General features: G+C 60.3%; 22 protein-coding genes, 1 pseudogene and 1 riboswitch. Of the genes and pseudogenes, 19 read left to right on the forward strand and 4 right to left on the reverse strand.

Annotated elements, in window-relative coordinates:
* Positions 1 to 8 precede the first annotated feature (8 nt).
* The 5 genes and pseudogenes from bioD to DPM35_RS26455 all read left to right on the forward strand — a co-directional run bounded on the left by bioD (position 9) and on the right by DPM35_RS26455 (position 4655).
* Positions 9 to 644 (forward strand): dethiobiotin synthase, encoded by a 636-nt coding sequence (bioD, locus tag DPM35_RS26435; protein WP_112130263.1) that lies wholly within the window; start codon positions 9 to 11, stop codon positions 642 to 644.
* Positions 644 to 1909, forward strand: a complete 1266-nt coding sequence (locus tag DPM35_RS26440) for an adenosylmethionine--8-amino-7-oxononanoate transaminase (RefSeq protein WP_112130264.1) — start codon at positions 644 to 646, stop codon at positions 1907 to 1909. Before bioD ends, DPM35_RS26440 begins: the two co-directional genes overlap by 1 nt.
* On the forward strand, positions 1906 to 2889 hold the full coding sequence (locus DPM35_RS26445) for a beta-ketoacyl-ACP synthase III (protein ID WP_181592149.1): 984 nt from the start codon (positions 1906 to 1908) through the stop codon (positions 2887 to 2889). The genes DPM35_RS26440 and DPM35_RS26445 overlap by 4 nt, the downstream gene beginning before the upstream one ends.
* Before the next feature lie 61 nt (positions 2890 to 2950).
* A complete protein-coding gene (gene panD / locus DPM35_RS26450; RefSeq protein ID WP_112130265.1) occupies positions 2951 to 3403 on the forward strand; it encodes an aspartate 1-decarboxylase in 453 nt (150 codons plus the stop codon).
* 219 nt (positions 3404 to 3622) lie between these two features.
* Positions 3623 to 4655: pseudogene (locus DPM35_RS26455) on the forward strand (MBL fold metallo-hydrolase).
* Positions 4656 to 4690: 35 nt separating this feature from the next.
* Here DPM35_RS26455 and groL read toward each other — a convergent pair.
* Both groL and groES read right to left on the reverse strand, forming a co-directional pair.
* A complete protein-coding gene (gene groL / locus DPM35_RS26460; protein WP_112130140.1) occupies positions 4691 to 6322 on the reverse strand; it encodes a chaperonin GroEL in 1632 nt (543 codons plus the stop codon).
* A 49-nt stretch (positions 6323 to 6371) separates the two neighbouring features.
* On the reverse strand, positions 6372 to 6686 hold the full coding sequence (gene groES, locus DPM35_RS26465; RefSeq protein WP_112130266.1) for a co-chaperone GroES: 315 nt from the start codon (positions 6684 to 6686) through the stop codon (positions 6372 to 6374).
* Between the two features lie 1523 nt (positions 6687 to 8209).
* On the opposite strand from groES, the gene DPM35_RS26470 reads away from it, so the two are divergent.
* The 9 genes from DPM35_RS26470 (at position 8210) to DPM35_RS26510 (ending at position 16859) form a co-directional block, all read left to right on the forward strand.
* Complete coding sequence (locus tag DPM35_RS26470; RefSeq protein WP_146767988.1) at positions 8210 to 9166, forward strand: hypothetical protein; 957 nt, start codon at positions 8210 to 8212, stop codon at positions 9164 to 9166.
* Positions 9167 to 9321: 155 nt separating this feature from the next.
* Positions 9322 to 10485: a porin gene (locus DPM35_RS26475; protein ID WP_112130142.1), complete on the forward strand. Its 1164-nt coding sequence runs from the start codon at positions 9322 to 9324 to the stop codon at positions 10483 to 10485.
* Positions 10486 to 10782: 297 nt separating this feature from the next.
* Positions 10783 to 10898: riboswitch (TPP riboswitch) on the forward strand.
* A 104-nt stretch (positions 10899 to 11002) separates the two neighbouring features.
* Complete coding sequence (gene thiC, locus DPM35_RS26480) at positions 11003 to 12862, forward strand: phosphomethylpyrimidine synthase ThiC (RefSeq protein WP_112130143.1); 1860 nt, start codon at positions 11003 to 11005, stop codon at positions 12860 to 12862.
* Positions 12863 to 12865: 3 nt separating this feature from the next.
* Complete coding sequence (gene thiO / locus DPM35_RS26485) at positions 12866 to 13873, forward strand: glycine oxidase ThiO (RefSeq protein ID WP_112130144.1); 1008 nt, start codon at positions 12866 to 12868, stop codon at positions 13871 to 13873.
* Positions 13842 to 14039 (forward strand): sulfur carrier protein ThiS, encoded by a 198-nt coding sequence (thiS, locus tag DPM35_RS26490; RefSeq protein ID WP_112130145.1) that lies wholly within the window; start codon positions 13842 to 13844, stop codon positions 14037 to 14039. Before thiO ends, thiS begins: the two co-directional genes overlap by 32 nt.
* 2 nt (positions 14040 to 14041) lie before the next feature.
* Complete coding sequence (locus DPM35_RS26495; RefSeq protein WP_112130146.1) at positions 14042 to 14815, forward strand: thiazole synthase; 774 nt, start codon at positions 14042 to 14044, stop codon at positions 14813 to 14815.
* Complete coding sequence (locus tag DPM35_RS26500; protein ID WP_112130147.1) at positions 14812 to 15417, forward strand: thiamine phosphate synthase; 606 nt, start codon at positions 14812 to 14814, stop codon at positions 15415 to 15417. The genes DPM35_RS26495 and DPM35_RS26500 overlap by 4 nt, the downstream gene beginning before the upstream one ends.
* Entirely contained in the window at positions 15408 to 16166 is a 759-nt protein-coding gene (locus DPM35_RS26505) for a hydroxymethylpyrimidine/phosphomethylpyrimidine kinase (protein WP_112130148.1), read from the forward strand. Before DPM35_RS26500 ends, DPM35_RS26505 begins: the two co-directional genes overlap by 10 nt.
* Before the next feature lie 210 nt (positions 16167 to 16376).
* On the forward strand, positions 16377 to 16859 hold the full coding sequence (locus DPM35_RS26510) for a hypothetical protein (RefSeq protein WP_245431650.1): 483 nt from the start codon (positions 16377 to 16379) through the stop codon (positions 16857 to 16859).
* A gap of 74 nt (positions 16860 to 16933) precedes the next feature.
* On the opposite strand, the gene DPM35_RS32230 is transcribed toward DPM35_RS26510, so the two are convergent.
* Positions 16934 to 17116 carry a hypothetical protein gene (locus DPM35_RS32230; protein ID WP_146767989.1) on the reverse strand — a complete coding sequence of 61 codons (183 nt, stop codon included), beginning with the start codon at positions 17114 to 17116 and terminating at the stop codon, positions 16934 to 16936.
* A 364-nt stretch (positions 17117 to 17480) separates the two neighbouring features.
* Here DPM35_RS32230 and DPM35_RS26515 point away from each other — a divergent pair, with 364 nt between their 5' ends.
* The 4 genes from DPM35_RS26515 (at position 17481) to DPM35_RS26530 (ending at position 21766) form a co-directional block, all read left to right on the forward strand.
* Positions 17481 to 17834, forward strand: coding sequence for an ArsR family transcriptional regulator (locus DPM35_RS26515; RefSeq protein WP_245431663.1), 354 nt, complete (start codon positions 17481 to 17483; stop codon positions 17832 to 17834).
* A 28-nt stretch (positions 17835 to 17862) separates the two neighbouring features.
* On the forward strand, positions 17863 to 19200 hold the full coding sequence (locus DPM35_RS26520) for a serine hydroxymethyltransferase (RefSeq protein WP_112130150.1): 1338 nt from the start codon (positions 17863 to 17865) through the stop codon (positions 19198 to 19200).
* Positions 19201 to 19255: 55 nt separating this feature from the next.
* Positions 19256 to 20452 (forward strand): methionine adenosyltransferase, encoded by a 1197-nt coding sequence (gene metK, locus DPM35_RS26525; RefSeq protein WP_112130151.1) that lies wholly within the window; start codon positions 19256 to 19258, stop codon positions 20450 to 20452.
* A 570-nt stretch (positions 20453 to 21022) separates the two neighbouring features.
* Complete coding sequence (locus tag DPM35_RS26530; protein WP_281004637.1) at positions 21023 to 21766, forward strand: isopentenyl transferase family protein; 744 nt, start codon at positions 21023 to 21025, stop codon at positions 21764 to 21766.
* 226 nt (positions 21767 to 21992) lie between these two features.
* On the opposite strand, the gene DPM35_RS26535 is transcribed toward DPM35_RS26530, so the two are convergent.
* Positions 21993 to 22268, reverse strand: a complete 276-nt coding sequence (locus tag DPM35_RS26535) for a hypothetical protein (RefSeq protein WP_146767990.1) — start codon at positions 22266 to 22268, stop codon at positions 21993 to 21995.
* 388 nt (positions 22269 to 22656) lie between these two features.
* Between DPM35_RS26535 and DPM35_RS26540 the strand changes: the two genes are divergently transcribed.
* Complete coding sequence (locus tag DPM35_RS26540; protein ID WP_112130153.1) at positions 22657 to 23514, forward strand: sterol desaturase family protein; 858 nt, start codon at positions 22657 to 22659, stop codon at positions 23512 to 23514.
* The last annotated feature ends 698 nt before the right edge of the window (positions 23515 to 24212 follow it).

The raw sequence follows: 24212 nt of genomic DNA on the forward strand, positions 1-24212 counted from the left end.
GAGGCGGCATGACCAGAGGCATTGTCATCACCGGGACGGACACGGGCATCGGCAAGACGGTGTTTTCAGCGGGCCTCGCCGGCCTGCTTGACGGCTTCTATTGGAAGCCGGTGCAATCGGGCCTCGACGAGGAAACCGACAGCGAGATTGTTGCCCGGCTTTCCGGCCTGCCGGCCGGGCGCGTGCTGCCGGAAGTCTACCGCCTAAGCATGCCGCTATCGCCGCATCGTTCGGCCGAAATCGACGGCGTGGCGATCGAGGCGGCAAAACTCTCGCTTCCGGACCTGCCGGGACCGCTCATCATCGAAGGCGCCGGCGGACTGATGGTGCCGCTCAATCGGCAGACAAAATTCATTGATATATTCACGCAGTGGCAGCTGCCCGTCATCCTTTGCGCGCGCACCGCGCTGGGCACCATCAATCACACGCTGTTGTCGATCGAGGCCCTGCGGGCGCGGTCAATCCCGCTCGTCGGCGTCGCCTTCATCGGCGAGGAAATGGCGGACAGCCAACGGACGATCGCAGAGTTCGGCAATGTGCGGGAGCTCGGCCGCCTGCCGCACCTCGATCCGCTGACCTCCGCCACCCTGCGTGACGCGATGGCTGCCAATTTCGACCTTTCGTCAGTCGCGGGGATCGAATGATGTCGCAATCCCGCGTCTGGCATCCCTTCACACAGCACGCGCTGGAACCGGCGATCCCCGCAATCGTCCGGACGGAGGGCGCTTATCTCCATAAGGCCGACGGCACGCGCATCCTCGACGCCATCTCCTCCTGGTGGGTCGTCACGCACGGCCACCGCCATCCGCGCATCGTCAAGGCGATCGAGACGACTGCTGCCAGGCTGGACCAGGTCATTTTCGCCGGCTTCACGCACGAGCCGGCCGAAGATTTGGCCAAGGCCCTGGTGGATCTTGCGCCGGCAGGACTCGACTGGGTGTTCTATTCCGACAGCGGCTCGACCTCGGTCGAGGTCGCGCTGAAGATGGCGCTCGGCTATTTCCGCAACATCGGCGCGCCGCGCTCGCGCATCGTCGTCATGGAGCATAGCTATCATGGCGACACCATCGGCACGATGAGCGTCGGCGCGCGTGGCGTGTTCAACGCCGCCTACGAACCCTTGCTGTTCGAGGTCGACACCATCCCCTTCCCTGCCGCGGGGCACGAGCAGGAAACGCTCGATCGCTTCGAGGCCGTCTGTCGCGACCGGCGCGCCGCCGCGCTGATCGTCGAGCCGCTCGTGCTCGGTGCGGGCGGCATGCTGATGTATCCGGCTTCAGTTCTGACCGAGTTCAAGAGGATCGCGGAAACCTCAGGCACGCTGCTGATCGCCGACGAAGTGATGACCGGCTGGGGACGGACCGGAACCCTGTTCGCCTGCGAGCAGGCGCAGATCACGCCCGACATCCTGTGCACCTCGAAGGGTCTCACCGGCGGCACGGTTCCGCTCGCCTCGACGCTCGCGACCGAGGCCATCTTCCAGGCCCATTATTCGACAGACCGAAAAAAGACTTTCTTTCATTCGAGCTCCTACACGGCCAACCCGATTGCCTGCGCGGCGGCGCTTGCCAATGTCCAGATCTGGCACGATGAACCTGTGGCCGAGCGGATCGCGGCCCTGGGCATGCTGCAGGCCGCCCGCCTCCGGCGCTTTCGCGAAACTCCCGTCTTCAGCGACTGCCGGGCGACCGGGACGATCGCGGCGCTCGATTTGCGAACGAGTTCCACCGGCTATCTGGCCGAGATCGGTCCAAAGCTGCGGACGTTCTTCCTCGAGCGGGGACTGCTCATACGCCCGCTCGGTAACGTGCTTTATCTTCTCCCGCCCTATTGCATAACCGCCGACGAGCTCGACCGGCTCTATGACGCCATCGAGGAGGCCGGCGACTGCTTCGGCCCGAAAGCATGAGCAGGTCGTCGCGCATCCTCGGGCTTGGTCATCACGCGCCTGCGCGCAAGGTCGTGAATGCCGAGATCGAGAACAGTCTCGGCCTCGAGCCGGGCTGGATCGAGCGGCGCACCGGAATTCGCTCGCGCTTCTGGGCGACCGATGGCGATACGCTGTCCGGCCTTGCCGCGCAGGCCGGTGAGATGGCGCTGGCGAACGCCGATATCGATCGGAACGACATCCGCCTTCTCTTGCTTGCCACCTCGACCCCCGACCATCTTCTGCCGCCCAGCGCGCCGCTCGTCGCGTATCGGCTTGGCCTCGGCCGGGCCGGCGCCATCGATCTGACCGGCGCCTGCGCCGGCTTCATCTATGCGCTGATGTTCGCCGACGGTTTCACCCGCCTCCATGGCAGGCCCGCCCTTGTCATTGCCGCCAACATCCTGAGCCGTCGCATCAACCCGGCCGAGCGCGCCAGCGCCGTGCTGTTTGCCGATGCCGCCGGCGCCGTGGTGATCGGCCCCAGCGAGGATGCCGATAGCGGCATTCTCGGCGCCGCGGTGGACTCGGACGGTTCGCACTATGGGCTGATCCAGATTCCGGCGGGCGGCAGCAGTAGGCCATTCCATGATGAACTAGACATCGAACAAACCAGGATGACGATCATCGACGGCCGCGAAGTCTTCAGCAAGGCGGTGGAGATGATGACCGCTTGCTCGAAAGATGCGTTGGCCGCGGCCGGGCTGCAGCCGCAGGACATCAGCCGCTTCGTGCCGCATCAGGCGAATGCCCGCATATTCGACGCGGTCGGCAGGAACCTCGGCATTGCCGGCCACGCGGTCGTCAAGACGATCGCCGAATACGGCAATTCCTCCGCCGCGACGATCCCGCTGTCCCTGTCGCTTGCCAGTCAGGCCGAGCCGTTTCGGCCGGGCGAAAAACTGCTCCTGGCAGCGGCAGGTGCCGGGCTCACCGGCGGCGCGCTCGTGGTCGGAATTTAGCCGACCAGCGGCCGCCGACAAGACATCAAGCCTGATCATGGACCAAAAGGACAACAGCCCAATGCGGAAAATAGTCGCCGGCAAGCTTCACGGCATCCACGTCACCGAAGCAAACCTCAATTACCACGGGTCGATAACGCTCGATCCTGATCACTGCGAGGCAGCCGGGATCCTGCCCATGGAGTTCGTGGAGATATGGAATAAGAATTCCGGCGCGCGCATTTCGACCTATGTCATTCTCGGCGAGCGCGGATCACGATGCTGTATCCTCAATGGCGCTGCCGCCCGCACCTGCCAACCTGGTGACCCGATCATCGTGTGCAACTCCATCTACGTGAACGAAACGCATCTCACAGCGCTGAAGCCGCGGATCGTCACGTTCGACCAGGACAACCACATACGCGACCGCCTGAGCTACTCGGTCGATCTCGACGCATCTGGCCGCTATAGTTTCTCCATACTTGATGAGGCCAATGAAGCTTTGGCGATTTCTGCGGCCGTTTCCCGGGCGTGACTTTCCCTTTCCGCTCGCGTGAACCAACGCGCCGTTTGCTGCCCCGGAATCTGCGCGAGGTCGTGTCTTGATCGGCGCGCCATTTTCTGCGGCGTGCGAAGTATGACGAACCGCGAGGCCATCCCAAGGCGGGTGCTGAGCGTGCAGCGGCTGAGGCTAGCCTTAGAGCCGGACGACAGACCGCAATGATCTCGCGACCAGAAGATATGGAGCAAAATCATGATTTTCCGTCAGCTCTTCGATTCCGTTTCGAGCACCTACTCCTATCTGCTCGCCAGCCGCGAAGGCGGCGAGGCCCTGATTATCGATCCGGTTCTGGACAAGGTCGATCGCTATCTATCTACAGCTCATGCGCGAGCTCGATCTCAAGCTGGTCAAGGCGGTCGACACGCATCTTCATGCTGACCACATCACCGGTCTCGGTGCATTGCGCGACAAGACGCGGTGCATCACGGTGATGGGCGAGCAGACCAAGGCCGACGTGGTATCGATCCGGCTTGCCGACGGCGACAGGCTGACCATTGAAGGACTCGCTCTGGACGTCGTCCACACGCCTGGCCATACCGACGATTCGTATAGTTTCGTCCTGCCGGATCGGGTCTTCACCGGCGACACGCTGCTCATTCGCGGCACAGGCCGCACTGACTTCCAGAACGGCGATGCGCGACACCAGTACCAGTCGATCTTCGGCCGGCTGCTCAAGCTGCCGGACTCCACGCTGGTCTACCCGGCACACGACTACAAGGGCAACACTGTCTCCACCATCGGCGAGGAGAAGGCCTTCAACCCGCGCCTGCAGGTGAACTCGGTCGACGAGTATGTCGCGATCATGAATAATCTGAAGCTCGCCAACCCGAAAATGATGGATGTCGCCGTGCTCGCCAATAGGAAGATCGGGCTCAGCCAGGACGAAATCGCGCGGCGCGGCTGGGCGGCCAATGCCAACGAAGCGTTGGCGCTGGTCCATGTCGCGCTGATCGACTTGCGCGAGCGCTCGGAGCGCGAACGCCACGGCACAATTGCGGGTGCGCTGTATGTACCTTACCCGGAGCTGCAAGAAAATATCATGCCCGGCGGCGTGCTGCACGAGCTCGCCCGCTCGACCGGCAAGCGGCTTGTGCTTTACTGCGCCTTCGGTGAGCGTTCGGCCATGGCGGTGCAGGCCGCCCAGGACCAGGGCCTCACATCAGCCTGCCACATCGAGGGCGGAATCCACGCCTGGAAGAGGGCGAATGGACCTCTGGTAAGCTAGTCCCGCCCTCTCCCCAGAAAAGAAGGATGCCCTCGTCAGAAATCCATGCCGCCGCCGCCCGGCATTGGCGGCGCGGGAATTTCCTTCTTCGGCTTCTCGGCAACCATCGCCTCGGTGGTGACGAGCAGACCGGCGACCGAAGCGGCGTCCTGCAGCGCGGTGCGCACCACCTTGGCGGGGTCGATCACGCCTTGGCTGAAGAGATCGCCAAATTCGTTGGTCTGGGCGTTCCAGCCATAGCCGAACTCAGGCCTCTCGCGAACCCTGCCCACGATAATGGAGCCTTCCGCCCCACTGTTTTCGGCGATCTGGCGAGCGGGAGCCTCGATGGCGCGCCGCACGATCTCGACGCCGGTCCTCTGGTCTGGGTTTTCGACAGCTAAATTGTCGAGCGCCGTTGCAGCCCTCAAGAGTGCTACGCCGCCGCCCGGCAGGACACCTTCCTCGACCGCCGCGCGGGTAGCGTGCAGCGCGTCGTCGACGCGGTCCTTCCGCTCCTTGACCTCGACTTCGGTCGAGCCTCCGACTCGGATCACCGCGACGCCGCCGGCGAGCTTGGCTAGGCGCTCCTGCAGCTTCTCACGGTCGTAGTCCGAGGTGGTTTCCTCGATCTGCACCCTGATTTGAGCAACGCGACCGTTGATTTCATCCTTATGGCCAGCGCCGTCTACAATGGTGGTGTTTTCCTTCTCGATCTCGACGTTGCGGGCGCGGCCGAGCATTTCGAGCGTCACGTTCTCGAGCTTGACGCCGAGATCTTCGCTGATCGCCGTTCCGCCGGTGAGGATCGCGATATCTTCAAGCATCGCCTTGCGGCGATCGCCGAAGCCCGGAGCCTTGACAGCGGCGACCTTCAGTCCGCCGCGCAGCTTGTTGACCACCAGTGTCGCCAGTGCCTCGCCTTCCACGTCCTCGGCGATGATCAGCAGCGGCTTGCCGGACTGAACAACGGCCTCCAGCAACGGTAGCAAGGCTTGCAGATTGCTGAGCTTCTTCTCGTGGATCAGCACGTAGGGTTCTTCGAGCTCGGCCCGCATCTTGTCCTGGTTGGTAATGAAATAAGGGCTGAGGTAGCCGCGGTCGAACTGCATGCCTTCGACGATTTCGAGCTCGGTCTCGGCAGTCTTGGCTTCCTCGACCGTAATGACGCCTTCGTTGCCGACCCTTTCCATCGCCTCGGCAAGATAACGGCCGATCTCTTCGTCGCCATTGGCCGAAATCGTGCCAACTTGGGCGATCTCGTCGTTCTTCGTCACCTTGCGGGCATTCGCCTTCAAATCGGCCACGATCGCCTCGACCGCCTTGTCGATGCCGCGCTTCAAATCCATCGGATTTAGGCCGGCCGCGACTGCCTTGGCGCCCTCGGTCACGATCGACTGTGCCAACACCGTTGCAGTGGTGGTGCCGTCGCCGGCGATGTCGCTGGTCTTGGACGCGACCTCGCGCACCATCTGCGCGCCCATGTTCTCGAACTTGTCCTGGAGCTCGATCTCCTTGGCGACGGTGACGCCGTCCTTGGTGATACGCGGAGCGCCGAAGCTCTTGTCGATAACCACATTGCGGCCTTTGGGGCCGAGGGTCACCTTCACGGCATTGGCGAGGATATCGACGCCCCGCAGCATCTTGTCTCGAGCGTCGTTGTGGAATTTCACTTCCTTGGCAGCCATTGGTTCACTCCTGCGAATTATTGTTGACCACTTGTGGTACGCGGTTCGATCACGCGGCTTGCCTGGCCGAGGCCGAACCCTCGATCACACCCAAGATATCGCTTTCCTTCATGATGAGCAGTTCTTCGCCGTCGATCTTGATTTCGGTGCCGGACCACTTGCCGAATAGGATGCGGTCGTCGACCCTCACGTCGAGCGGGGTAAGCTTCCCGCTCTCGTCGCGAGCGCCAGGCCCGACGGCGATGACTTCACCTTCCTGCGGCTTTTCCTGGGCTGTATCTGGGATGATGATGCCGCCGGCCGTCTTCTCCTCGGCCTCGACGCGGCGGACGAGTACGCGATCATGCAATGGACGGAACTTCATGTCGTTCTCCTTCAGGATCAACAGATTGCGAAAGCTTCCCCGACTGGGCTGTCAGGACCAGATTGGGGTTCGCGCGAGCTTTGCGGCGTCGCGCGCACGCCGAACTGGTTTTGCTACCTTCTCATTCAAGAGGTGGACGGACCGGGGAATTCCGAATGCCATGGGCTCCTGCGCCATAAGGCGATTGAGGTTTGTCGCGTGAGTGCGAGGCCACGGTTCGGACCGGAACCATGCTGTGTACTGCGAAATAGGGTATTTGGCGCATATTGCATTGGGCACGCATAGATGGGTGCGCATCACATCAGGCAGGACGGGTTCAACTTGCGGCAGCGATATGAAATGAAAGAAGCGTCCACTTTCCCATTCGAAACAGGAAGCGGGCGTCTTTTGGCGGCTGCCAGTAGGTATTGATATCCCCAGCTATACGGCGCATGAAAGCTCGGCAAACCACCAGCTTCCTTTATCTCCGATACGAAAGCCAACGTGGAAACAAACAGCAAAGCTGTTATCGCTGTACATGTCACTTGAGTTCTCCGATCCTACTAGACAATGTTATCTGTTCTGCGCCTTTGAAAAGTGCACAGACCACTTAACATTTCACGCTCCACCTCCTCACAGACCACCAGCAAAACTCGTGCCACGCGCAGCGCCGACTTAAATTTCAATTATTTATCAAATGATGACGCCTCGTCGGTGAAAGTGGTGTCCCTATTTTGTCGAATTCCTTGCAGGAATTTGAATGAAAGCGTCGATGTTCCTTAACCCGTTAACTGAGGGCACGCCGAAGAGGCGAGATGCTCGTTGAGCGTTCGCCAGCGAGAAGCCATCGATTGTCGCGCAAGCGAACAACAGCCATGCTCAAAGCATGGCGGCAGACGTGACTGAACCGGATCAACACAAACCCAATGCGCGATTCAGCGGCGTTTGAATAATCGAGTGCAGCGCCTGCCCGGTCGACACATGACTGGTCAGGGCCGCGAGCCCGCCAGAAGCCGCTGGTCGCGCCCGGCGGGCATTTTTCACAGTAGGAGGCACGGATTAGCGCGAGAGCCTTCCCGCCGTGGGTCCGACCTCGAGAGTTTGCCCGCATCGCGAAGCCGGCGGATTTTGAAATTCATCACTCCTCACAAATTGAAGAGCTTCATGCCTCCAACCTTGTGACCGAGAATCGCGACATTGTCCGAAGCATGACAGATGTCCGACACACGCGGCATCTCAATTTTCATGCGGGTAAAGGTTTTCTTTGTTTGGCACGCATGTTGCGTCGGATGTCGCTAAACGCGTCTCGCGGAGAGTGTCGCAATGTTCGCACAATGCCGTCCCCGCCGGGATCAGGTCGTCCAATCGCGGAATCCCGGTGCCGAAGAAGCAAGCGGCCCCCTGGCAGCCATAGCCGGGGATGCACAGGGTCTTCGGCGAGGTGATCCTCTCGCCTGGAGATCAACTCTGAAGTTGGTCCAACCCGGTGAACTTCCGGATGTCTCCGACAGAACCCTCAAATCAACACAAAGGAGAATCTGGTGATGCGGCGAGTGGTTTTGACATGTGTCGTGCTATGCGGTCTGTCGGCGGGTGCGGCCGCTGCCGACGGACCGGTGGTTGCCGAAGCGGCGGTGCGAGGCGACGCGGTGGCCCCGGTCTTTTCGTTCGAAGGCGGGCTACGCTACTGGTACAGTAGCGGCGAAGCATCGAAGGATCTCTACGACAGCCGCGGCACGGTGATGGTGTCGCGCCTCACATATAACGACGTCGTTGCGAGTTCTGGCGAAGTCTTCTTCGACGCGACCCACAACCCGACTGGCATCTTCATCAAGGGCTTCCTCGGTGCGGGCGGGATTCCCAAGGGTTCTCTTAACGACGAGGATTTCGCGCAACCCCATTCGTTCGTGGAAATCTATTCCAACACGTTGTCCGGCCAACGCGGCGGCCGCCTCTCCTATTTCACCGCCGATGTTGGATACAATTTCTGGACGACACCACGCTCCCGCATCGGTGCGCTTGTGGGATACAATTTCTGGAACGAGAGCTACCACACCTTCCATTGCGCGCAGCAGGCGGCTAACCCGAGAATCTGCGTACCGGCCATAACGACCAATGTGGGCGTCATCAGCCAGGAGAACGATTGGCATTCGCTGCGACTCGGCCTGGCCGGGCAGACGCAAATCACCGAACGGCTGAGCCTTTCTGGTGACGTCGCGGTGCTGTTCACGCGGCTTGATGGCAAAGACCAGCACCATCTGCGCCCAGAGATCAATCCGATTCCCGAAGACGGCAACGGGCATGGCATCCAGCTCGAGGCAATGTTGAACTACAACGTCACGGATTTGTTCAACATCGGCATCGGCGGTCGTTACTGGCGCGCGGTATCTGCTGGCTATGAACATTTCGAGGAGACGCCGGGCGGTGGCCGACCGCAGGTCCTGCATTGGGAGGCTGAGCGCTACGGCGTGTTCGGGCAAGCGAGCATCAAATTCAACTGAAAGACGCCGCCAGCGCCAAGTTGCGGTTGGACAACAGCCCGAGCGTTTTGGACTCAACTTTCCCGGGTCGGCTGAGGCGGCGAGTCGGTGCAGCAGCCTTAAAGCTCGCGCGCAACGCGTCCCCTTCCCTTTTTATCTTTGAACGGAGAGCAAGAATGAACATCACGAGCCTTCTTCTCGGCTCAGCTGCGGCCCTGTTTGGAGCCTCCGACGCTCGCGCCGGCGTGATCGCCGCCGCGGAGCCAGACCCGACCGAGTATGTCAAGATCTGCGATGTCTATGGCGCGGGCTACTTCTATATCCCAGGCACCGAGACCTGCCTGCGCATCGGCGGCTATGTTCGCTACGACATCGGCCTGGGTGATGTCGGCGCGTTCGATGGCGCAAAGGCAACCGAGCAAGAGGACGGCAGCACCAATGCTACTTGGCACAAGAATGCCCGCTTCACGCTCAAGAGCTGGACGAACCAGGAAACCGAATTCGGAACGTTGAAGACCTATAGCGAAACCCGGATGAACTTTGGTAACCTCAACGCTTATTCAGATGGAGATGGTCTTCGAAACTACGCTTTCAACAGAGACCTAAGCCTGACTTTCGCCTGGATTCAGCTTGGTGGCCTGCGAGTCGGCAAGGACTGGTCGGCCTTCGACATGTTTATTGGCTATCCTGGCAACGTGATCAATCAGATGCTCGTTCCCTATGGCGATTTCGACACCACCGTCGTCCAGTACTACTTCGACGGCTGTGACGGAGTTTCGGCTGTGGTCTCGCTTGAAGACGGCGAAGGCGCGATCGACAGCCTGGACAGCTATGTTCCACATGTGGTCGGCGGCCTAAAATACACACAACCATGGGGCGCGATCACCGGCGTGGCTGCTTATGACAGCAACTACGAATCGGTGGCCGGGAAGGTCCGCGTCGAGGTCAATGTCACCGACGAACTGTCGCTCTTCGGAATGTTCGGCTACGGCTCCAATGGCAAGCTCAATGATGATTCGAATAATGCAGTCGACGCTCACGGCCGCGGTTTCTACAAAATTTGGGGGGGCAGCTGGTCTTTCTGGGCTGGCGGCACTTACCAGTTTAACGAGACAACTGCGTTCAACCTCCAGGTCTCGGGTGATCAGCTCAAGAACTATGCTTTCGCTATGAACGTCGCCTATACGCTCGTTCCAGATTTCACGGTTATAGCCGAAGTCGACTATGATCGCTGCGGCGACTTGTGCGTCGGGATGGTAGGTCCGTCGAAAACGAACTGGACGAACGCCGACAAAAAGAACAGCCTCGGCGGCATCCTGCGTTTCCAACGGTCATTCTAACGGGGGCCGTCCGTTCTAACCGGGTCCGCGAGAATAAGATTCGCCGCGTTGATCGCTATGAGGCGCGCGCCGATCGAGGCGATCTGCGCGCAATCTTTGTGCCGGTTGAAAAGGTGATTGAAAAAGGGCATCGCGGTCCGGTCCTACGACTTGGCAGTCTCGGTATCCCTGCCTTTATCCTCCGGGGCCATGAATTGTCGCCCAAGATGCGCGAACTTAGTCCTTGCGTTTGATCGGCCGCCGGTCGCAATCGCCGGCCGAACGCTTGACAAGATGGCGCTAGCCCGTTCAACCTAAGTCATTCACCAGGGGAGTCCCGGCAAGGGGCTGAGATACTGCTGGCTTCGCGGCGCAGTGACCCGTTGAACCTGATCCAGTTCATACTGGCGTAGGGACGGTGCAAGCGCTTTGCGGGACTCCATGCCCGAAGACCTGTGTCGAGCAGGCAGACCAAAGCGTCCTACATCCTTCCGGCACAGAACTGGGTCTCCAATGCAGTTGAGCAAAGGAGCCTCAAATGAATGCCTTGACCCCCACCGTTTCGACGGGACCGCTGCCCGCCTCGCGGAAGATCCACAAGACCGGCACTATCCATCCGCAGATCAGGGTGCCGATGCGCGAGATCAGCGTGCACCCGACAGCCGGCGAGCCGCCGGTGACGGTCTATGATCCGTCGGGCCCATACACCGACCCCGCGATCGAAACGAACATCGAAAAGGGACTTGCCCGGCCGCGCCGGGAGTGGATCGCCGCGCGCGGCGATGTCGAAGCCTATGATGGCCGCCACGTCAGGCCGGACGACAACGGATTTGCGACCGGCGAACGGCTGACGCCGGAATTCCCCGTCCGCAACCGTCCGCTGCGGGCGAAGGCCGGCAAGGCGGTGACGCAGCTTGCCTATGCGCGCGCAGGGATCATCACGCCCGAGATGGAGTTCGTGGCCATCCGCGAGAACCTTGGCCGCGAGATGCTACGTGGCAAGCTGCAACAGGACGGCGAGGCGTTCGGCGCGTCGATTCCGGACTTCGTCACGCCGGAATTCGTGCGCGACGAGGTGGCGCGCGGCCGCGCGATCATTCCCGCCAACATCAACCATCCCGAGAGCGAGCCGATGATCATCGGTCGCAACTTTCTGGTGAAGATCAACGCCAATATCGGTAATTCCGCCGTCACCTCCTCGATGGCCGAAGAGGTCGAAAAGATGGTGTGGGCGATCCGCTGGGGCGCCGACACGGTCATGGATCTGTCGACGGGACGCAACATCCACAACATCCGCGAATGGATCGTGCGCAATTCGCCGGTGCCGATCGGCACGGTGCCGCTCTACCAGGCGCTGGAAAAGGTCGGTGGTATCGCCGAGGACCTGACCTGGGAAGTCTATCGCGACACGCTGATCGAGCAGGCCGAACAAGGCGTCGACTATTTCACCATTCACGCAGGCGTGCGGCTGCACTACATCCCGCTGACCGTTGACCGGGTCACGGGCATCGTCTCGCGCGGCGGGTCGATCATGGCCAAATGGTGCCTGCACCATCACCGGGAGAGCTTCCTTTACGAGCATTTCGAGGAAATCTGCGACATCGCCAGAGCCTATGACGTCTCCTTCTCGCTCGGCGACGGCCTTCGCCCGGGGTCGATCGCCGACGCCAACGACAAGGCGCAATTCGCCGAGCTGGAGACGCTTGGCGAACTGACCAAGATCGCCTGGGCGAGGGATTGCCAGGTGATGATCGAGGGCCCCGGACACGTGCCGATGCACAAGATCAAGCAGAACATGGACAAGCAGCTTGCCGTCTGCGGCGAGGCGCCGTTTTACACCCTCGGCCCGCTGACGACCGACATAGCGCCGGGCTACGATCACATCACGTCCGGCATCGGCGCCGCCATGATCGGCTGGTTCGGCACGGCCATGCTCTGCTACGTGACGCCAAAGGAACATCTCGGCCTGCCGGACCGCAATGACGTCAAGACCGGCGTCATCACCTATAAGATCGCCGCACACGCCGCAGACCTCGCCAAGGGACACCCCGCGGCGAAGATCCGCGACGACGCACTTTCGCGGGCGCGGTTCGAGTTCCGCTGGGAAGATCAGTTCAACCTGTCGCTCGATCCCGAAACGGCGCGCGAGTTCCACGACGAGACCTTGCCCAAGGAAGCGCACAAGGTGGCGCATTTCTGCTCCATGTGCGGTCCGAAATTCTGCTCCATGCGCATCTCCCATGACATCCGGGCCGAGGCGCAGAAAGAGGGGATGGCGGCGATGGCGGAGAAATACCGCGCCGGCGGCGATCTCTACATGCCGGTCGAAACACCCGGGGCGGAGAAACAGGCCCTATCACAGGAAGACCGGGCGAAGGAAGATCGGGGGACGCGCTGAGCCATGCGCCGCATTCTTGTCAAAGGTGCCGGTGTGGCAGGTCTCACCGTCGCCCATGAATTGGCCGCGCGGGGTGCGTCCGTCACGGTTGCCGAAATCCGGAGCCAGATCGGCGGCAATGCCTCCTGGCTGGCTGGCGGCATGTTCGCCCCTTGGTGCGAACGCGAAAGCGCGGAGGAGGCGGTTGTCACCCTCGGCAAAACCTCGGCCGACTGGTGGGAAAGAACACTGCCCGGGCTGGTGACAAGGGCAGGCACTCTCGTCGTCGCCCATGCGCGCGACACGTTCGAGCTTGCTCGCTTTGCGGCTCGTACGCGTGCCTATGAGGCCGTCAACGAGGAAACGATTGCCGCCCTCGAACCCGACCTTGCCGGCCGCTTTCGCCAGGGCCTGTTCTTCGCCGGCGAAGCCCACCTCGATCCCCGCCGGGCGCTCGATGCCCTCGCCGGCAAACTGCGAGCGATGGGCGTCGACTTTCTTTTCGAGGCGGGCGAGCCCGCCCTTTCCGGCTTTAATCAGGTGATCGACTGCACGGGCATCGCGCGAACCGACGACGATTTACGCGGGGTGCGCGGTGAAATGCTGCTCCTCCACACGTGCGAGGTCTCGCTGGCCCGGCCAGTGCGTCTCCTCCATCCGCGCCACCCGATCTATATCGTGCCGCGGGCCGATCATCACTTCATGGTCGGCGCGACCATGATCGAAAGCGACCACGACGGACCGATCACCGCCCGCTCGCTGATGGAACTCCTCAATGCGGCCTACGCGGTCCATCCGGCGTTCGGCGAGGCCGAAATTGTCGAGACGGGCGTGGGCGTGCGCCCTGCCTATCCCGACAATCTGCCGCGCGTGAAGCGTCGGAAGGACGGCACGATCACGATCAACGGCCTTTACCGGCATGGTTTCCTGCTTTCACCGGCCATGGCCGAGCAGGCTGCCGGCCTTCTCTTCAATTCATCTGCCGATCTGGAGTCTGACAATGAAGCTGATCGTCAACGGCGAAGCGCTTGAGGCCAAGGCTACGACGCTCGACGCCCTTTTGAGGGAGCTCGACTATGAGGGCGGCTGGCTCGCCACGGCGCTGAACGGCGACGTCGTGCCCGCGGCCGAGCGGGCGGAATTCCGGTTGAGCGACGGCGACCGGATCGAGATCCTGTCGCCCATGCAGGGAGGCTAGCCATGTTCGACCTTCTCGGGACAAAGCTTGCCTCACGCCTGCTCCTGGGCACAGCCCAATATCCTTCGCCGGCCACCCTTGCCGATGCGGTCGAGGCGTCGGGAACTTCGGTGGTGACGGTCTCGCTGCGCCGTGAGATGGCCGGCGGCAAGGCCGGCGAGCGATTCTGGTCGCTGATCCGCTCGCTCGGCGTGAGCGTCCTGCCCAACACCGCCGGCTGCCATTCCGTCAAGGAAGCCGTGACGACCGCGAATATGGCGCGCGAGGTCTTCGACACGTCCTGGATCAAGCTCGAGGTGATCGGCAACCACGACACGCTGCAGCCCGACGTGTTCGGCCTTGTCGAAGCCGCGCGCATCCTTTGCGACGATGGTTTCGACGTATTCCCCTATACCACCGACGACCTCGTCGTCGCCGAGCGGCTGCTGGAGGCTGGTTGCAAGGTCCTTATGCCGTGGTGCGCGCCGATCGGCTCGGCGCTCGGCCCGGTCAACATCATGGCGCTGCGCTCGATGCGTGGACATTTCCCCGACATTCCGTTGATCGTGGATGCCGGGCTCGGACGGCCGTCGCACGCGGCAACCGTGATGGAACTCGGCTTCGACGCGGTGCTCCTCAACACCGCGGTCGCCAAGGCCGCCGATCCGGTCGGCATGGCGCGCGCTTTCGCGAAGGCGGTCGATGCCGGCCGCGAAGCCTATGGTTCGGGGCTGATCGAGCCGCGCGACGTCGCCGTGCCGTCGACGCCGACAATCGGCAGGGCGGTTTTTTCATGAAGCTCGATCCCTTCTACCTGATCGTCGACAGCGCCGCCTGGATCGAGCGGTTGGTGCCGCTCGGCGTCAGGCTGGTGCAGCTGCGCATCAAGGACATGGACGAGGGCGGGCTGCGCGCGGAAATCCGCAAGGCGAAAGCCCTGTGCGCCCGGCACCATTGCCAGCTCATCGTCAACGATCATTGGCGCCTGGCGATCGAGGAGGGTTGCGATTTCATCCATCTCGGCCAGGAGGATCTGCAAGCCGCCAGCCTCCCGGAGATACGGAGGGCCGGGATCAGGCTCGGGCTGAGCACGCATGACGATGCCGAACTGCAGACGGCCTTGGCCGCCATGCCCGACTACATCGCGCTGGGGCCGGTCTATCCGACCATACTGAAGAAGATGAAATGGGCACCGCAGGGGCTCGAAAGAGTTCGCGCCTGGAAAGACGCCGTCGCGCCCATTCCATTGGTCGCCATCGGCGGCCTCAATCCCGAACGGCTTGACGGCGTTTTCGAAGCCGGCGCCGACAGCGCCGCGGTGGTGACGGACATAACCTTGAACGCGGATCCCGAGGCGCGCACCAGGGAATGGATCGAAAAGACGGACCGATGGCGCTGAACCGAAACCCGCATGTGCTCGTCGTCGGCGGATCCGATTCCAGCGGCGGCGCCGGGATTGCGCGCGACATCGAGACGATCTCCAGCATCGGCTTGCGCACTTGCGTTGCCGTCACCGCGGTAACGGTGCAGACACATCAATCCGTTGCGGCAATCCACCATATGCAGCCCAGCCTGGTCGCCGATCAGATGCGCGCGGCGCTGCGGGCCAACAACGTGGCGGCCATTAAGATCGCCATGCTGCCAACCGGGCGAGTCATCCTGGCAGTTGCGGCGGTGCTCAGCGAAAATCCGCGGATACCAGCGGTGCTGGATCCGGTGCTCGTTTCCTCGTCGGGCAAACCGCTGGTGGAACCGAACGCGATCGAGGTCATGAAGCGGGACCTCACACCGCTCTGCCGCCTCGTTACGCCAAATCTCATGGAGTTGGCGGTGCTGACGGGCTCGGATTTGGCGGTGGACGACGAAGATACGCTGCGGCAGGGAAGACGACTGCTTGCGGCCGGGCCGCGGGCATTGCTGCTAAAGGGCGGCCATGCAGGAGGGGCCAGATCAACGGATATCCTGCTGAGCCCCGACCTGGAACCTGTCCGTTTCGACATGCCTCGGCTTGCCAGGTCGATGCGCGGGACCGGCTGTATGCTGGCCAGCGCGATCGCTGCGCATCTGGCTAACGGGAAGTCGCTTGAAGCAAGTGTGCGCAAGGGCAAGGTCCTTGTCTTCGAGAATATCTCGACAAACCTCATGTGAGGATCGGCTCGGATACCCGCTCTTGCTATCGCCTCGAGGGATCATGTTCGCCAGCCCCGTGCCTCATGACCAGGCATCTGGATCCTGACCGCTCTTGCGACACAGTTTTCGTCAATCGCCGATTGATGCAGCTCGCTCGCAACTGGCATTCCTCGTCAGGCAGCTTGCGCGCCATGCGACTTAGTTTTGCTCCTTTTCCTGTATCAAGAAATGGACTCGCTGATCGATTCGATGACAAGCCAGAAGTCGGCAAACGCCTTCTTCGAAGGCTCAAATTTGTCAGGGATCAGCTCACATTTGTACGAGGACCGCATAGCCCGACAGAGGGAGGGACGATTGGACGAGCATGACCGAAAGGAAGAACAGATCGAAACCCTCTTCCGGAACGGCACGATCACCGTCGTCGGCATATTGCTGGCGTTTTCCCTTGGTTTCGTCACACATTGGGCGGCGAACCCGGTGCCATGGCGGTTTTATGATCTTTTCGCGGTGGCCCCGATCTTGGTCGGCATAGCCTTCCAGATGCGAGCGCTATGGCGCTTGCTCGACGTGAATTCGCTGCGACGTCAGGTCTACGAACGCGCCAACCGCATTTTCATCGCCGGCCTCATCCTGACCGCCTGCGGCGTCGGACTGGCAATTCTGCTCGACGTCTTGGAAGTGGCATCCACCGGCACGCTGCCTGGAGCGTAGCCAAAACGCTCCACCCTCAAGACCTTCACGCCGTCGAGTTCATCTCAGCGCTGTTGCTGCTGGCCTTGATGTCATCAAGCACGTCTTACAAAATAATGCTGTCGATTCCGGCAAGCTGGGTTGTGATGACCTTCATGCTTCGGCGCAAAGATGTCCTGGAATTCTCGATCCCCCACCACGCCGCCCCATTGCTTGAAACCATGCCGGCTCATATTGAGCTGCATATCGGCGAGCATCGATCGCAACAGTTTCTTCAAAGAAATTCATAGACTTTTAGCAACCCGAAATCGCTGTCGATGGTAGACTCGCCTCACCGTCTGAAATCGGTGAGGAGCCTCAATCCTGTGATCCCGCCTGTTCTGCGACAGCCGAACTGCACGCGAACTTTGATTGAAGCCAATGGCATGAAGAGCGCTCATCCTGGGTCTTCGAGCATCACCGCCGGTTCAAACAATTACGTCCTAAAATAAGCTACCCAAAGCGACTGCGAGAGTATCTGGCCCGCGAGAAAAGCAACGGCATAATTGGTTCGAAAGCTGCAGCGTCTGCGGAGACTACCAAATGACAAATTCAGTAAAACGGGTGTCTTGTCTTTTCCATGTCGGTTGTTGCTGAACAATGATGACGCTGGTCAGTCGCCTCCGGACGGCAGCGCATTTGGATCGCCTTCGAATCCTTGGTCTTTGCGCGCACGCGGACCTAACAGTCTGCCAACTCGCAGACATATTGGATCTGCGTCGCGATCGTGTTGTGCGACACGTCCGGGTACTCGCCAGAGCTGGCTTTCTCGGCTGCAACGAACAACGCCCGTGGCGTTCCTATTATCTCGAAGCAGGAGGCAAGGATGGCGGTCTGGTGCAGTTGTTGGTCGATCTCCTGCCTCACACTGACGGCCATCATGAACGAGACCTGCAGCGGCTCGAAGCAATAGGAGACGCACGGCCGAAGGGGACGGCCTGTTTGGTCGCGAAATAGATCAAATTCAATTGGAGCGCGAACTACGATGGACAACTCCGCCGATCTCGCCGTCGCGCAGCCAGGCACTTACGTGCGCTCGCCCTTGTCCGCGGTTGACCCGACGGTTTACGAACTGCTCGTCAGACAAGAGCAACAGGAGCGCACGACGCTCAAGCTCATCGCTTCTGAAAATTTTGCCTCCTCGGCGGTACTGGAAGCGACTGGGTCGATTTTCACAAACAAGTACGCCGAGGGATACCCCGGTGCGCGCTACTATGCGGGAACCGAGATCGTCGATGAGCTCGAGAACCTCGCCATCGAGCGCTTGAAGAAACTATTTGGAAGCGAACACGCCAATGTCCAGCCTTATTCCGGCTCGCCGGCCAATCAGGCTGTCTATCGCGCGCTTTTGAAGCCCTGCGACAAAGTCATGGGCTTGCCCATTCCGCAAGGCGGTCATCTGACCCACGGTTGGGCCATCAACTTTTCCGGAACTGACTATCGACGGGTTCCTTATGGGCTGCACGAAAAGACGCAGGAAATCGACTATGACAGCTTGCGCGACACAGCCAAGCGGGAACGGCCGCGGCTCATTTGGGTGGGCGGAACCGCTTACCCGCGTATGTTTGACTATGCGGCGATGGCCGAGATCGCCCTCGAGCTGAACGCCTACCTCGTGGCCGACATCGCTCACATCAGCGGCTTGATTGCCGCAGGAGCGCACCCGAACCCGGTGCCTCATTGCGATGTCGTCAGCAGCACGTCCCACAAATCGATCCGCGGTCCTCGCGGCGGCTTCATTTTGTCAAGAAACGAAGATCGCTATCAAACCGTCTATCATCCGAAGGCCAAATACAATCTCGCCAGACGGATTGATCGCGCGGTCTTCCCTCACCTGCAAGGCGGGCCACATATGAACGTTATCGCTGCGCTCGCAGTCGCCCTGCAGGAAGCCGCGAACCCCTCCTTCCGTAGCTACGGCCAACAGACCGTCAAGAATGCCCAGGCTCTGGCCCAGGCGCTTCTTGAGCGAGGCTATGACCTGGTTACCGGGGGGACAGATAATCACATGCTGATTCTCGACCTGCGCAATCGACCACTGTCAGGCAAAGCCTACGCGGAGCTGTTAGCAAAGGCTGGCATCATTACGAACTTCAACATGGTGCCGGGCGATCCGCGCGACCCGGCGGTTACAAGCGGAATTCGCCTGGGAACGCCAGCTGTGACGTCAATGGGCATGCGCGAGGCGCAAATGATGCAGGTTGCTGGGTTCATTGACGCCGTGCTCCGGCGGCCAGACGATGAAGATCTCCATGCCAGCGTGCGAAGAGACGTTGCCGACCTGTGCGCTGCGTTCGAAGTCCCCGGCATTGCCGATAGGTAGGGCGGGCTAAGCAAAATCGCCCCACACAATCCAACACCCAAAAACGAGGCGTTTCATGGCTAGGCAGTTCGTGTTCTCTTCCGAATCGGTTGGCGCGGGACACCCCGATAAGCTCGCCGACAATATCTCGGACGCAATCCTCGATGCGGTGCTGCGTTTCGATCCGAAGGCGCGCGTCGCTTGTGAAGCCCTGGTAAAGACATGTGAAACCTTGGTGAAGACAGGAACGGTCGTTCTGGCTGGCGAGATTACCAGCGATGCAACGATCGACTACGGCCAAGTTGCCCGCGATACGATTGTTGAGATTGGATACGACGATGAGGCGATTGGCTTTGACGGCCGGCGTTGCTCCATCGTTTATGCCCTCACCGAGCAGTCACCCGACATTAGCCAAGGCGTTGACGAGGGTCGGGGGCAGGATCTCGAACAGGGGGCCGGAGATCAGGGCCTCATGTTCGGCTATGCATGCCGCGAGACCGATACTTTGATGCCTTTGCCGATCCAGCTCGCCCACCGCTTGACGAAAAGACAGGCGGATGTCCGCAAGGCAGGAGATCTTAGCTGGTTACGCCCTGACGTGAAATCCCAAGTCTCCGTGCGTTATGAGGGCTTGCGGCCCGTCGCCCTGGATACCATCGTAGTGTCGACGCAACACAATGAGCAGGTCTCACAAGAGACAGTTCGCGAGGGTGTCATTGAGGAAATAATAATGCCGGTCCTACCGACCGACCTGGAAACGAAAGACGTCAGGATTCTGGTCAACCCGACGGGTCGGTTCGTGGTCGGGGGGCCACGCGGCGACTGCGGCCTCACCGGACGCAAGATTATCGTCGATTCCTACGGTGGAATGGGGCGTCATGGCGGCGGCGCCTTTTCGGGCAAGGACCCGTCCAAGGTTGACCGCTCGGCTGCCTATGCCGCCCGATATGTCGCGAAGAATGTGGTGGCCAGCGGACTGGCGGACGTCTGCGAGGTGCAGCTCGCTTACGCGATCGGCGTGGCAAGTCCGGTTTCTGTCATGGTCAACACTTTCGGGACGGCAAGGGTTGAGGAAAGGCGGATCGAGGCGCTCATTCTTGAGCTGTTCGATCTCAGACCGAAGGGCATTATCAAGATGCTCGACCTGTTACGCCCGATTTACCGCAAGACCGCGACCTATGGGCATTTCGGGCGTGAAGAGCCTGAGTTTACCTGGGAAAGGACAGACAGAGCCGACGACTTGCGGCGAGAGGCAGGGCTCGCCGCCCCATGAGAGCCGACGCTAAATGGATCGGCACGCGGAACGCCCTCCCAATGACCAGACCTGCCCCCGGCCGCCATGACGGAAAGGCGCGATCGCGAGCATGGCGCCAAAGAAGCAAGGTTCAAAAGGAAGTCTTCTGGGCGACCCAGCTATGTCCGACCTCCGACATTCGTCGCGGAACCGACATATCGACGTCGCCCTGAGCATGGAAGAGACCTTCCCTTGCCAGTGGAGCCGCCTCGTTCGACCATGCAACGTGGGGGGCTTCATGCGGCGAGATCACGCTGATGGATAAGAGATTCTTGGCTGCTCACATCATCTCTTTGCGCTCTTAGAACGTTGTCGGGCATGATGCGACTGGCGGTGACGCAGTGGATTGCGTAGTGGGCAAACCGGCTTGAAGACGGACGGCGCTCTGCCTTTCTTTCGTGTGGCAGATATGCGACAAGGCGACGCGCAACGGGTCGCCGATGGCGACATGACATGCTCGCGGCCACCGGCGGCTTAAGGACTGACCCCTTATGATCGCTGGCCCTTGCAGTGGCCAACGCGGCACGGCATTTGCTTCGTTGATCAGGAATGCGCCGCGACGTCCGTCGCCTATCGATGGCGTTCCGGGTTCGAAGCTGGAATTCCGATAAAGCCAAGAAGATGCGAATCTGTCTAATCTATGGGCCGACCTGCAGCGGCAAAACAGACTTCGCAATCCAAGTGGCACGAGATACCGGATGGCCGGTCATCGCGCTGGATCGTGTACAATGCTGCCCTCAAGTTGCCACCGGCAGCGGACGTCCTTTGGAGCGGGAACTGCAATTCACTCAGCGAATTTATCTGGATTCCCGCCCGCTCGCCGCCGGTGTGATTGAGCCTGAGGCCGCCCATCTCCAGCTCAAATCGCAGGTGGAGCGCCGCAAATCTGAATCTGGCCTCATCCTCGAAGGCGGGTCGATCTCGCTTCTGAATAGCATGGCACGAAGCTGCTATTGGGATGGCGGTTTTCAGTGGCACATCAAGCGGCTGCGCCTTGGGTGTCCGGACCTCTTCCTGGCGCGAGCCAAACGTCGCGTCATGGAAATGTTGGCCATTAGAGAAGAGCGCCCGTCGCTGCTGCAGGAATTGGCAGATCTCTGGAAAGAGGACGCCAATGGCCCGATCCTGGAAGACATCGACGGCTATCGTTGCACTATACGTTTCGCCAGAGAGCGCAATCTTGCAATCAGCGCGTTGTTGCGCCTTAGTCCCGAGCGGCAGCAGGAACTCATAGAGGCAATTGCCGACGAATACCTTGAACACGCCAATTGGCAGGAGCGCGATTTTTCCTAACTGGCAGGAAGGTGAAGATGTTCGTCTCGCTCCTCTGCCGACGGCACCATGGAAGAGAAACGCGGACTGATTGCCGTGTCAGAGTGAGCGGGTTGTTGCGGCAGTCCAGGTTGAAGGCTTTCGCGGCATGCTGCCGCCATTCGATTTCGTGTTGGCTCCAGCGTCGCGATTGAACGGTTGAAGCGGGTGGACGAGACCGGCAGCGAGGCGCCTGCCAGGTCGGCGGCTACAAGCTGAAGAAGCTATCGGGCTCTTGGCGCGACTGGCTGATCGAGCGCTGCCGGACGAAGGGCCACGCGGGATTGCGAGGATCGTGCTGGTCCGACAGCGATGTGATTTCGTTGACGAACTTGAACCGTCTGGTCGGAGTAACCTGGCTATTGTCGACATCGTCGCCCAGAGACGACACGTTCCTCGACACCAACGGCATCGTCAACGGCGAGATGAACCTGATCGGCACGGGCGCGCTGAGCTGCTGGTTTTTACAAAGCTCTGCTGCCATGGCGGCTCGGCACTGGCGCATAAAATTAGTTTGTTACCCCGGGTAAGCCAAATCGTCGAACGGGCTTCTCCGACCATTTGGAAAACGGATACGTCTCATCCAAACAATCTATTTTACCAATCCGCAAGCATCCCACATAGTCCGCTCCCGCGGTGCCCCGCTGTGCCGGCGGAACATTCACCGTTTGGATGCGCACCGAAAAGTAAATTGCATGACTGATCATGTGCAATTCCTACTTTCTGCGTTGGTATAGATCCGGTTGCCGATCTCGATTTTTTCGGGAGGTGCTGGAGATTCATAACTATTGGATTCGGCCGGAAGCGAACATGACTTACTCGATTGTCCGATCTGAAACTGGCGCAGTTTGAACGATCCGCCGGAGCACACAATGCACTTTCTCGACTTTAATCACATATCTCAGATCTTCGTGGATTCGCTCGAGCTTGTCGTGGTCTTCGCCACCATTTGCGCCGCGCTGGAGTTCACCTTACCGGCCTATCGATACAGTCTTGCTTCGTACGCTCGCGGCGTGCGGAATTGGCTTATTCGGCTCGGCTTGGGTGCCTTTGTTTGGCACTTCTTCGCTGTTGGTCTGGCCCGGCTAGGAGTAAAGCCGCTGGTAACGATCAATTTCGCATCGTTGCTTCACTCGGACAACGCTATCATCAACAGCGGATTGGCGGTTCTTTCCGGTGTTTTAGTCGCGATTGCTGGCGACTTCTTTTACTACTGGATGCACCGCGCTCAGCATGCTGTTCCATTCCTCTGGCGGCTGCACGCTACGCACCACTCGATCCGCGAATTGACGGCATGGAATTGCAATCATCACATCTCCGAGCCACTCGTTTACGCGGCGTTGGTGGCACTGCCACTCGCTCTGATCCATTTTGAATCTGGCGTGGTGCCCATCGTTGCCATGACGCTGATTACCTTCCAGGCCCATCTTTCTCACTCCAGTACCCGCATCAATCTTGGCCTGCTGCGATACATTATTGGCGACAACAAATTCCACCGCATCCACCACTCGATGGAATCGCAGCACCGGCATCGAAACTATGGATTCTTCACAACTATCTGGGACACGGTTTTTCTAACGGCATACTGGCCAAAAACGAACGAGTGGCCGGAGGTTGGCATGCGAAACCAGCCCGAGCCGCTCACCGTGCGGGACTACATTATGTTCCCATTCGATCGCCGTCGCTGGCGTAAAGCCAAAGTCGGAAATGTTGTAGAGGCTAGGGATTAAAACGGGCGTAGCCGCACGCTTCGAATCTGAGAGTCGAAGCCAGAATGCCATGCAAAGAAAGCATGTCTCGAACATCCCACGGAGTCGAACACGCCTCCACCTGTGAAGAACTTTCGTTGATGAGTGGCGGTGTCGTAGGGAATTTTCCTACCGCCCTGCCGCGTTGATGAGATTCGACCGGAATGGTCGCGCCAGTCCGCGTCGACTTTGCCGACGCCGCATCGTGAAGTGCCAGCAATCCCTCTCGCGCCTCTGCGCGCTCTGTCCCTCCCGCGACAAGACGGGCATCTGCTTAACGATACGGCTGATCCATTTGAGACCAGTCAGACGGCGTGGGGCAAACCGGTCAAATAGCTGTTTTGCACCTGCACCGCCCAGTCGCCGGTACCATCAGCCCGCTACCACCTCGGATCGTCTCCGGCATAGCGTTGCGCTTCGGTTGAGCATTGCAACAGATTCTTCCCAGGAAATTCATAGAGGCTTAGCAACTCCGGATCGCAGCAAATGGTAGGCTGATCCCAATTCATTTGAGGTCAGCGAGGTCAAGCCGGAGTGCACTCATTTCCAACCACAAGGCCGCGTTCGATGAGCAATTCGGCCGCGAAGATCTTGAGTTCACGTGGGATAGGTCTGGCACTTACGGCGCGTGGCAAGACTCACAGCATCACGAGAGCCGCGCCGAATGGATCGGCATGCGG

Source organism: Mesorhizobium atlanticum (genome assembly GCF_003289965.1).
GTDB classification, from domain to species: Bacteria; Pseudomonadota; Alphaproteobacteria; order Rhizobiales; family Rhizobiaceae; genus Mesorhizobium; species Mesorhizobium atlanticum.

Excerpts from the sequence above, each read along its gene's own strand:
- bioD (WP_112130263.1), top strand. The coding sequence starts at position 9 with ATGACCAGAGGCATTGTCATCACCGGGACGGACACGGGCATCGGCAAG.
- DPM35_RS26440 (WP_112130264.1), top strand. The coding sequence starts at position 644 with ATGTCGCAATCCCGCGTCTGGCATCCCTTCACACAGCACGCGCTGGAA.
- DPM35_RS26445 (WP_181592149.1), top strand. The coding sequence starts at position 1,906 with ATGAGCAGGTCGTCGCGCATCCTCGGGCTTGGTCATCACGCGCCTGCG.
- panD (WP_112130265.1), top strand. The coding sequence starts at position 2,951 with ATGCGGAAAATAGTCGCCGGCAAGCTTCACGGCATCCACGTCACCGAA.
- groL (WP_112130140.1), bottom strand. The coding sequence starts at position 6,322 with ATGGCTGCCAAGGAAGTGAAATTCCACAACGACGCTCGAGACAAGATG.
- groES (WP_112130266.1), bottom strand. The coding sequence starts at position 6,686 with ATGAAGTTCCGTCCATTGCATGATCGCGTACTCGTCCGCCGCGTCGAG.
- DPM35_RS26470 (WP_146767988.1), top strand. The coding sequence starts at position 8,210 with ATGCGGCGAGTGGTTTTGACATGTGTCGTGCTATGCGGTCTGTCGGCG.
- DPM35_RS26475 (WP_112130142.1), top strand. The coding sequence starts at position 9,322 with ATGAACATCACGAGCCTTCTTCTCGGCTCAGCTGCGGCCCTGTTTGGA.
- thiC (WP_112130143.1), top strand. The coding sequence starts at position 11,003 with ATGAATGCCTTGACCCCCACCGTTTCGACGGGACCGCTGCCCGCCTCG.
- thiO (WP_112130144.1), top strand. The coding sequence starts at position 12,866 with ATGCGCCGCATTCTTGTCAAAGGTGCCGGTGTGGCAGGTCTCACCGTC.
- thiS (WP_112130145.1), top strand. The coding sequence starts at position 13,842 with ATGAAGCTGATCGTCAACGGCGAAGCGCTTGAGGCCAAGGCTACGACG.
- DPM35_RS26495 (WP_112130146.1), top strand. The coding sequence starts at position 14,042 with ATGTTCGACCTTCTCGGGACAAAGCTTGCCTCACGCCTGCTCCTGGGC.
- DPM35_RS26500 (WP_112130147.1), top strand. The coding sequence starts at position 14,812 with ATGAAGCTCGATCCCTTCTACCTGATCGTCGACAGCGCCGCCTGGATC.
- DPM35_RS26505 (WP_112130148.1), top strand. The coding sequence starts at position 15,408 with ATGGCGCTGAACCGAAACCCGCATGTGCTCGTCGTCGGCGGATCCGAT.
- DPM35_RS26510 (WP_245431650.1), top strand. The coding sequence starts at position 16,377 with ATGGACTCGCTGATCGATTCGATGACAAGCCAGAAGTCGGCAAACGCC.
- DPM35_RS26515 (WP_245431663.1), top strand. The coding sequence starts at position 17,481 with ATGACGCTGGTCAGTCGCCTCCGGACGGCAGCGCATTTGGATCGCCTT.
- DPM35_RS26520 (WP_112130150.1), top strand. The coding sequence starts at position 17,863 with ATGGACAACTCCGCCGATCTCGCCGTCGCGCAGCCAGGCACTTACGTG.
- metK (WP_112130151.1), top strand. The coding sequence starts at position 19,256 with ATGGCTAGGCAGTTCGTGTTCTCTTCCGAATCGGTTGGCGCGGGACAC.
- DPM35_RS26530 (WP_281004637.1), top strand. The coding sequence starts at position 21,023 with ATGCGCCGCGACGTCCGTCGCCTATCGATGGCGTTCCGGGTTCGAAGC.
- DPM35_RS26535 (WP_146767990.1), bottom strand. The coding sequence starts at position 22,268 with ATGGCAGCAGAGCTTTGTAAAAACCAGCAGCTCAGCGCGCCCGTGCCG.
- DPM35_RS26540 (WP_112130153.1), top strand. The coding sequence starts at position 22,657 with ATGCACTTTCTCGACTTTAATCACATATCTCAGATCTTCGTGGATTCG.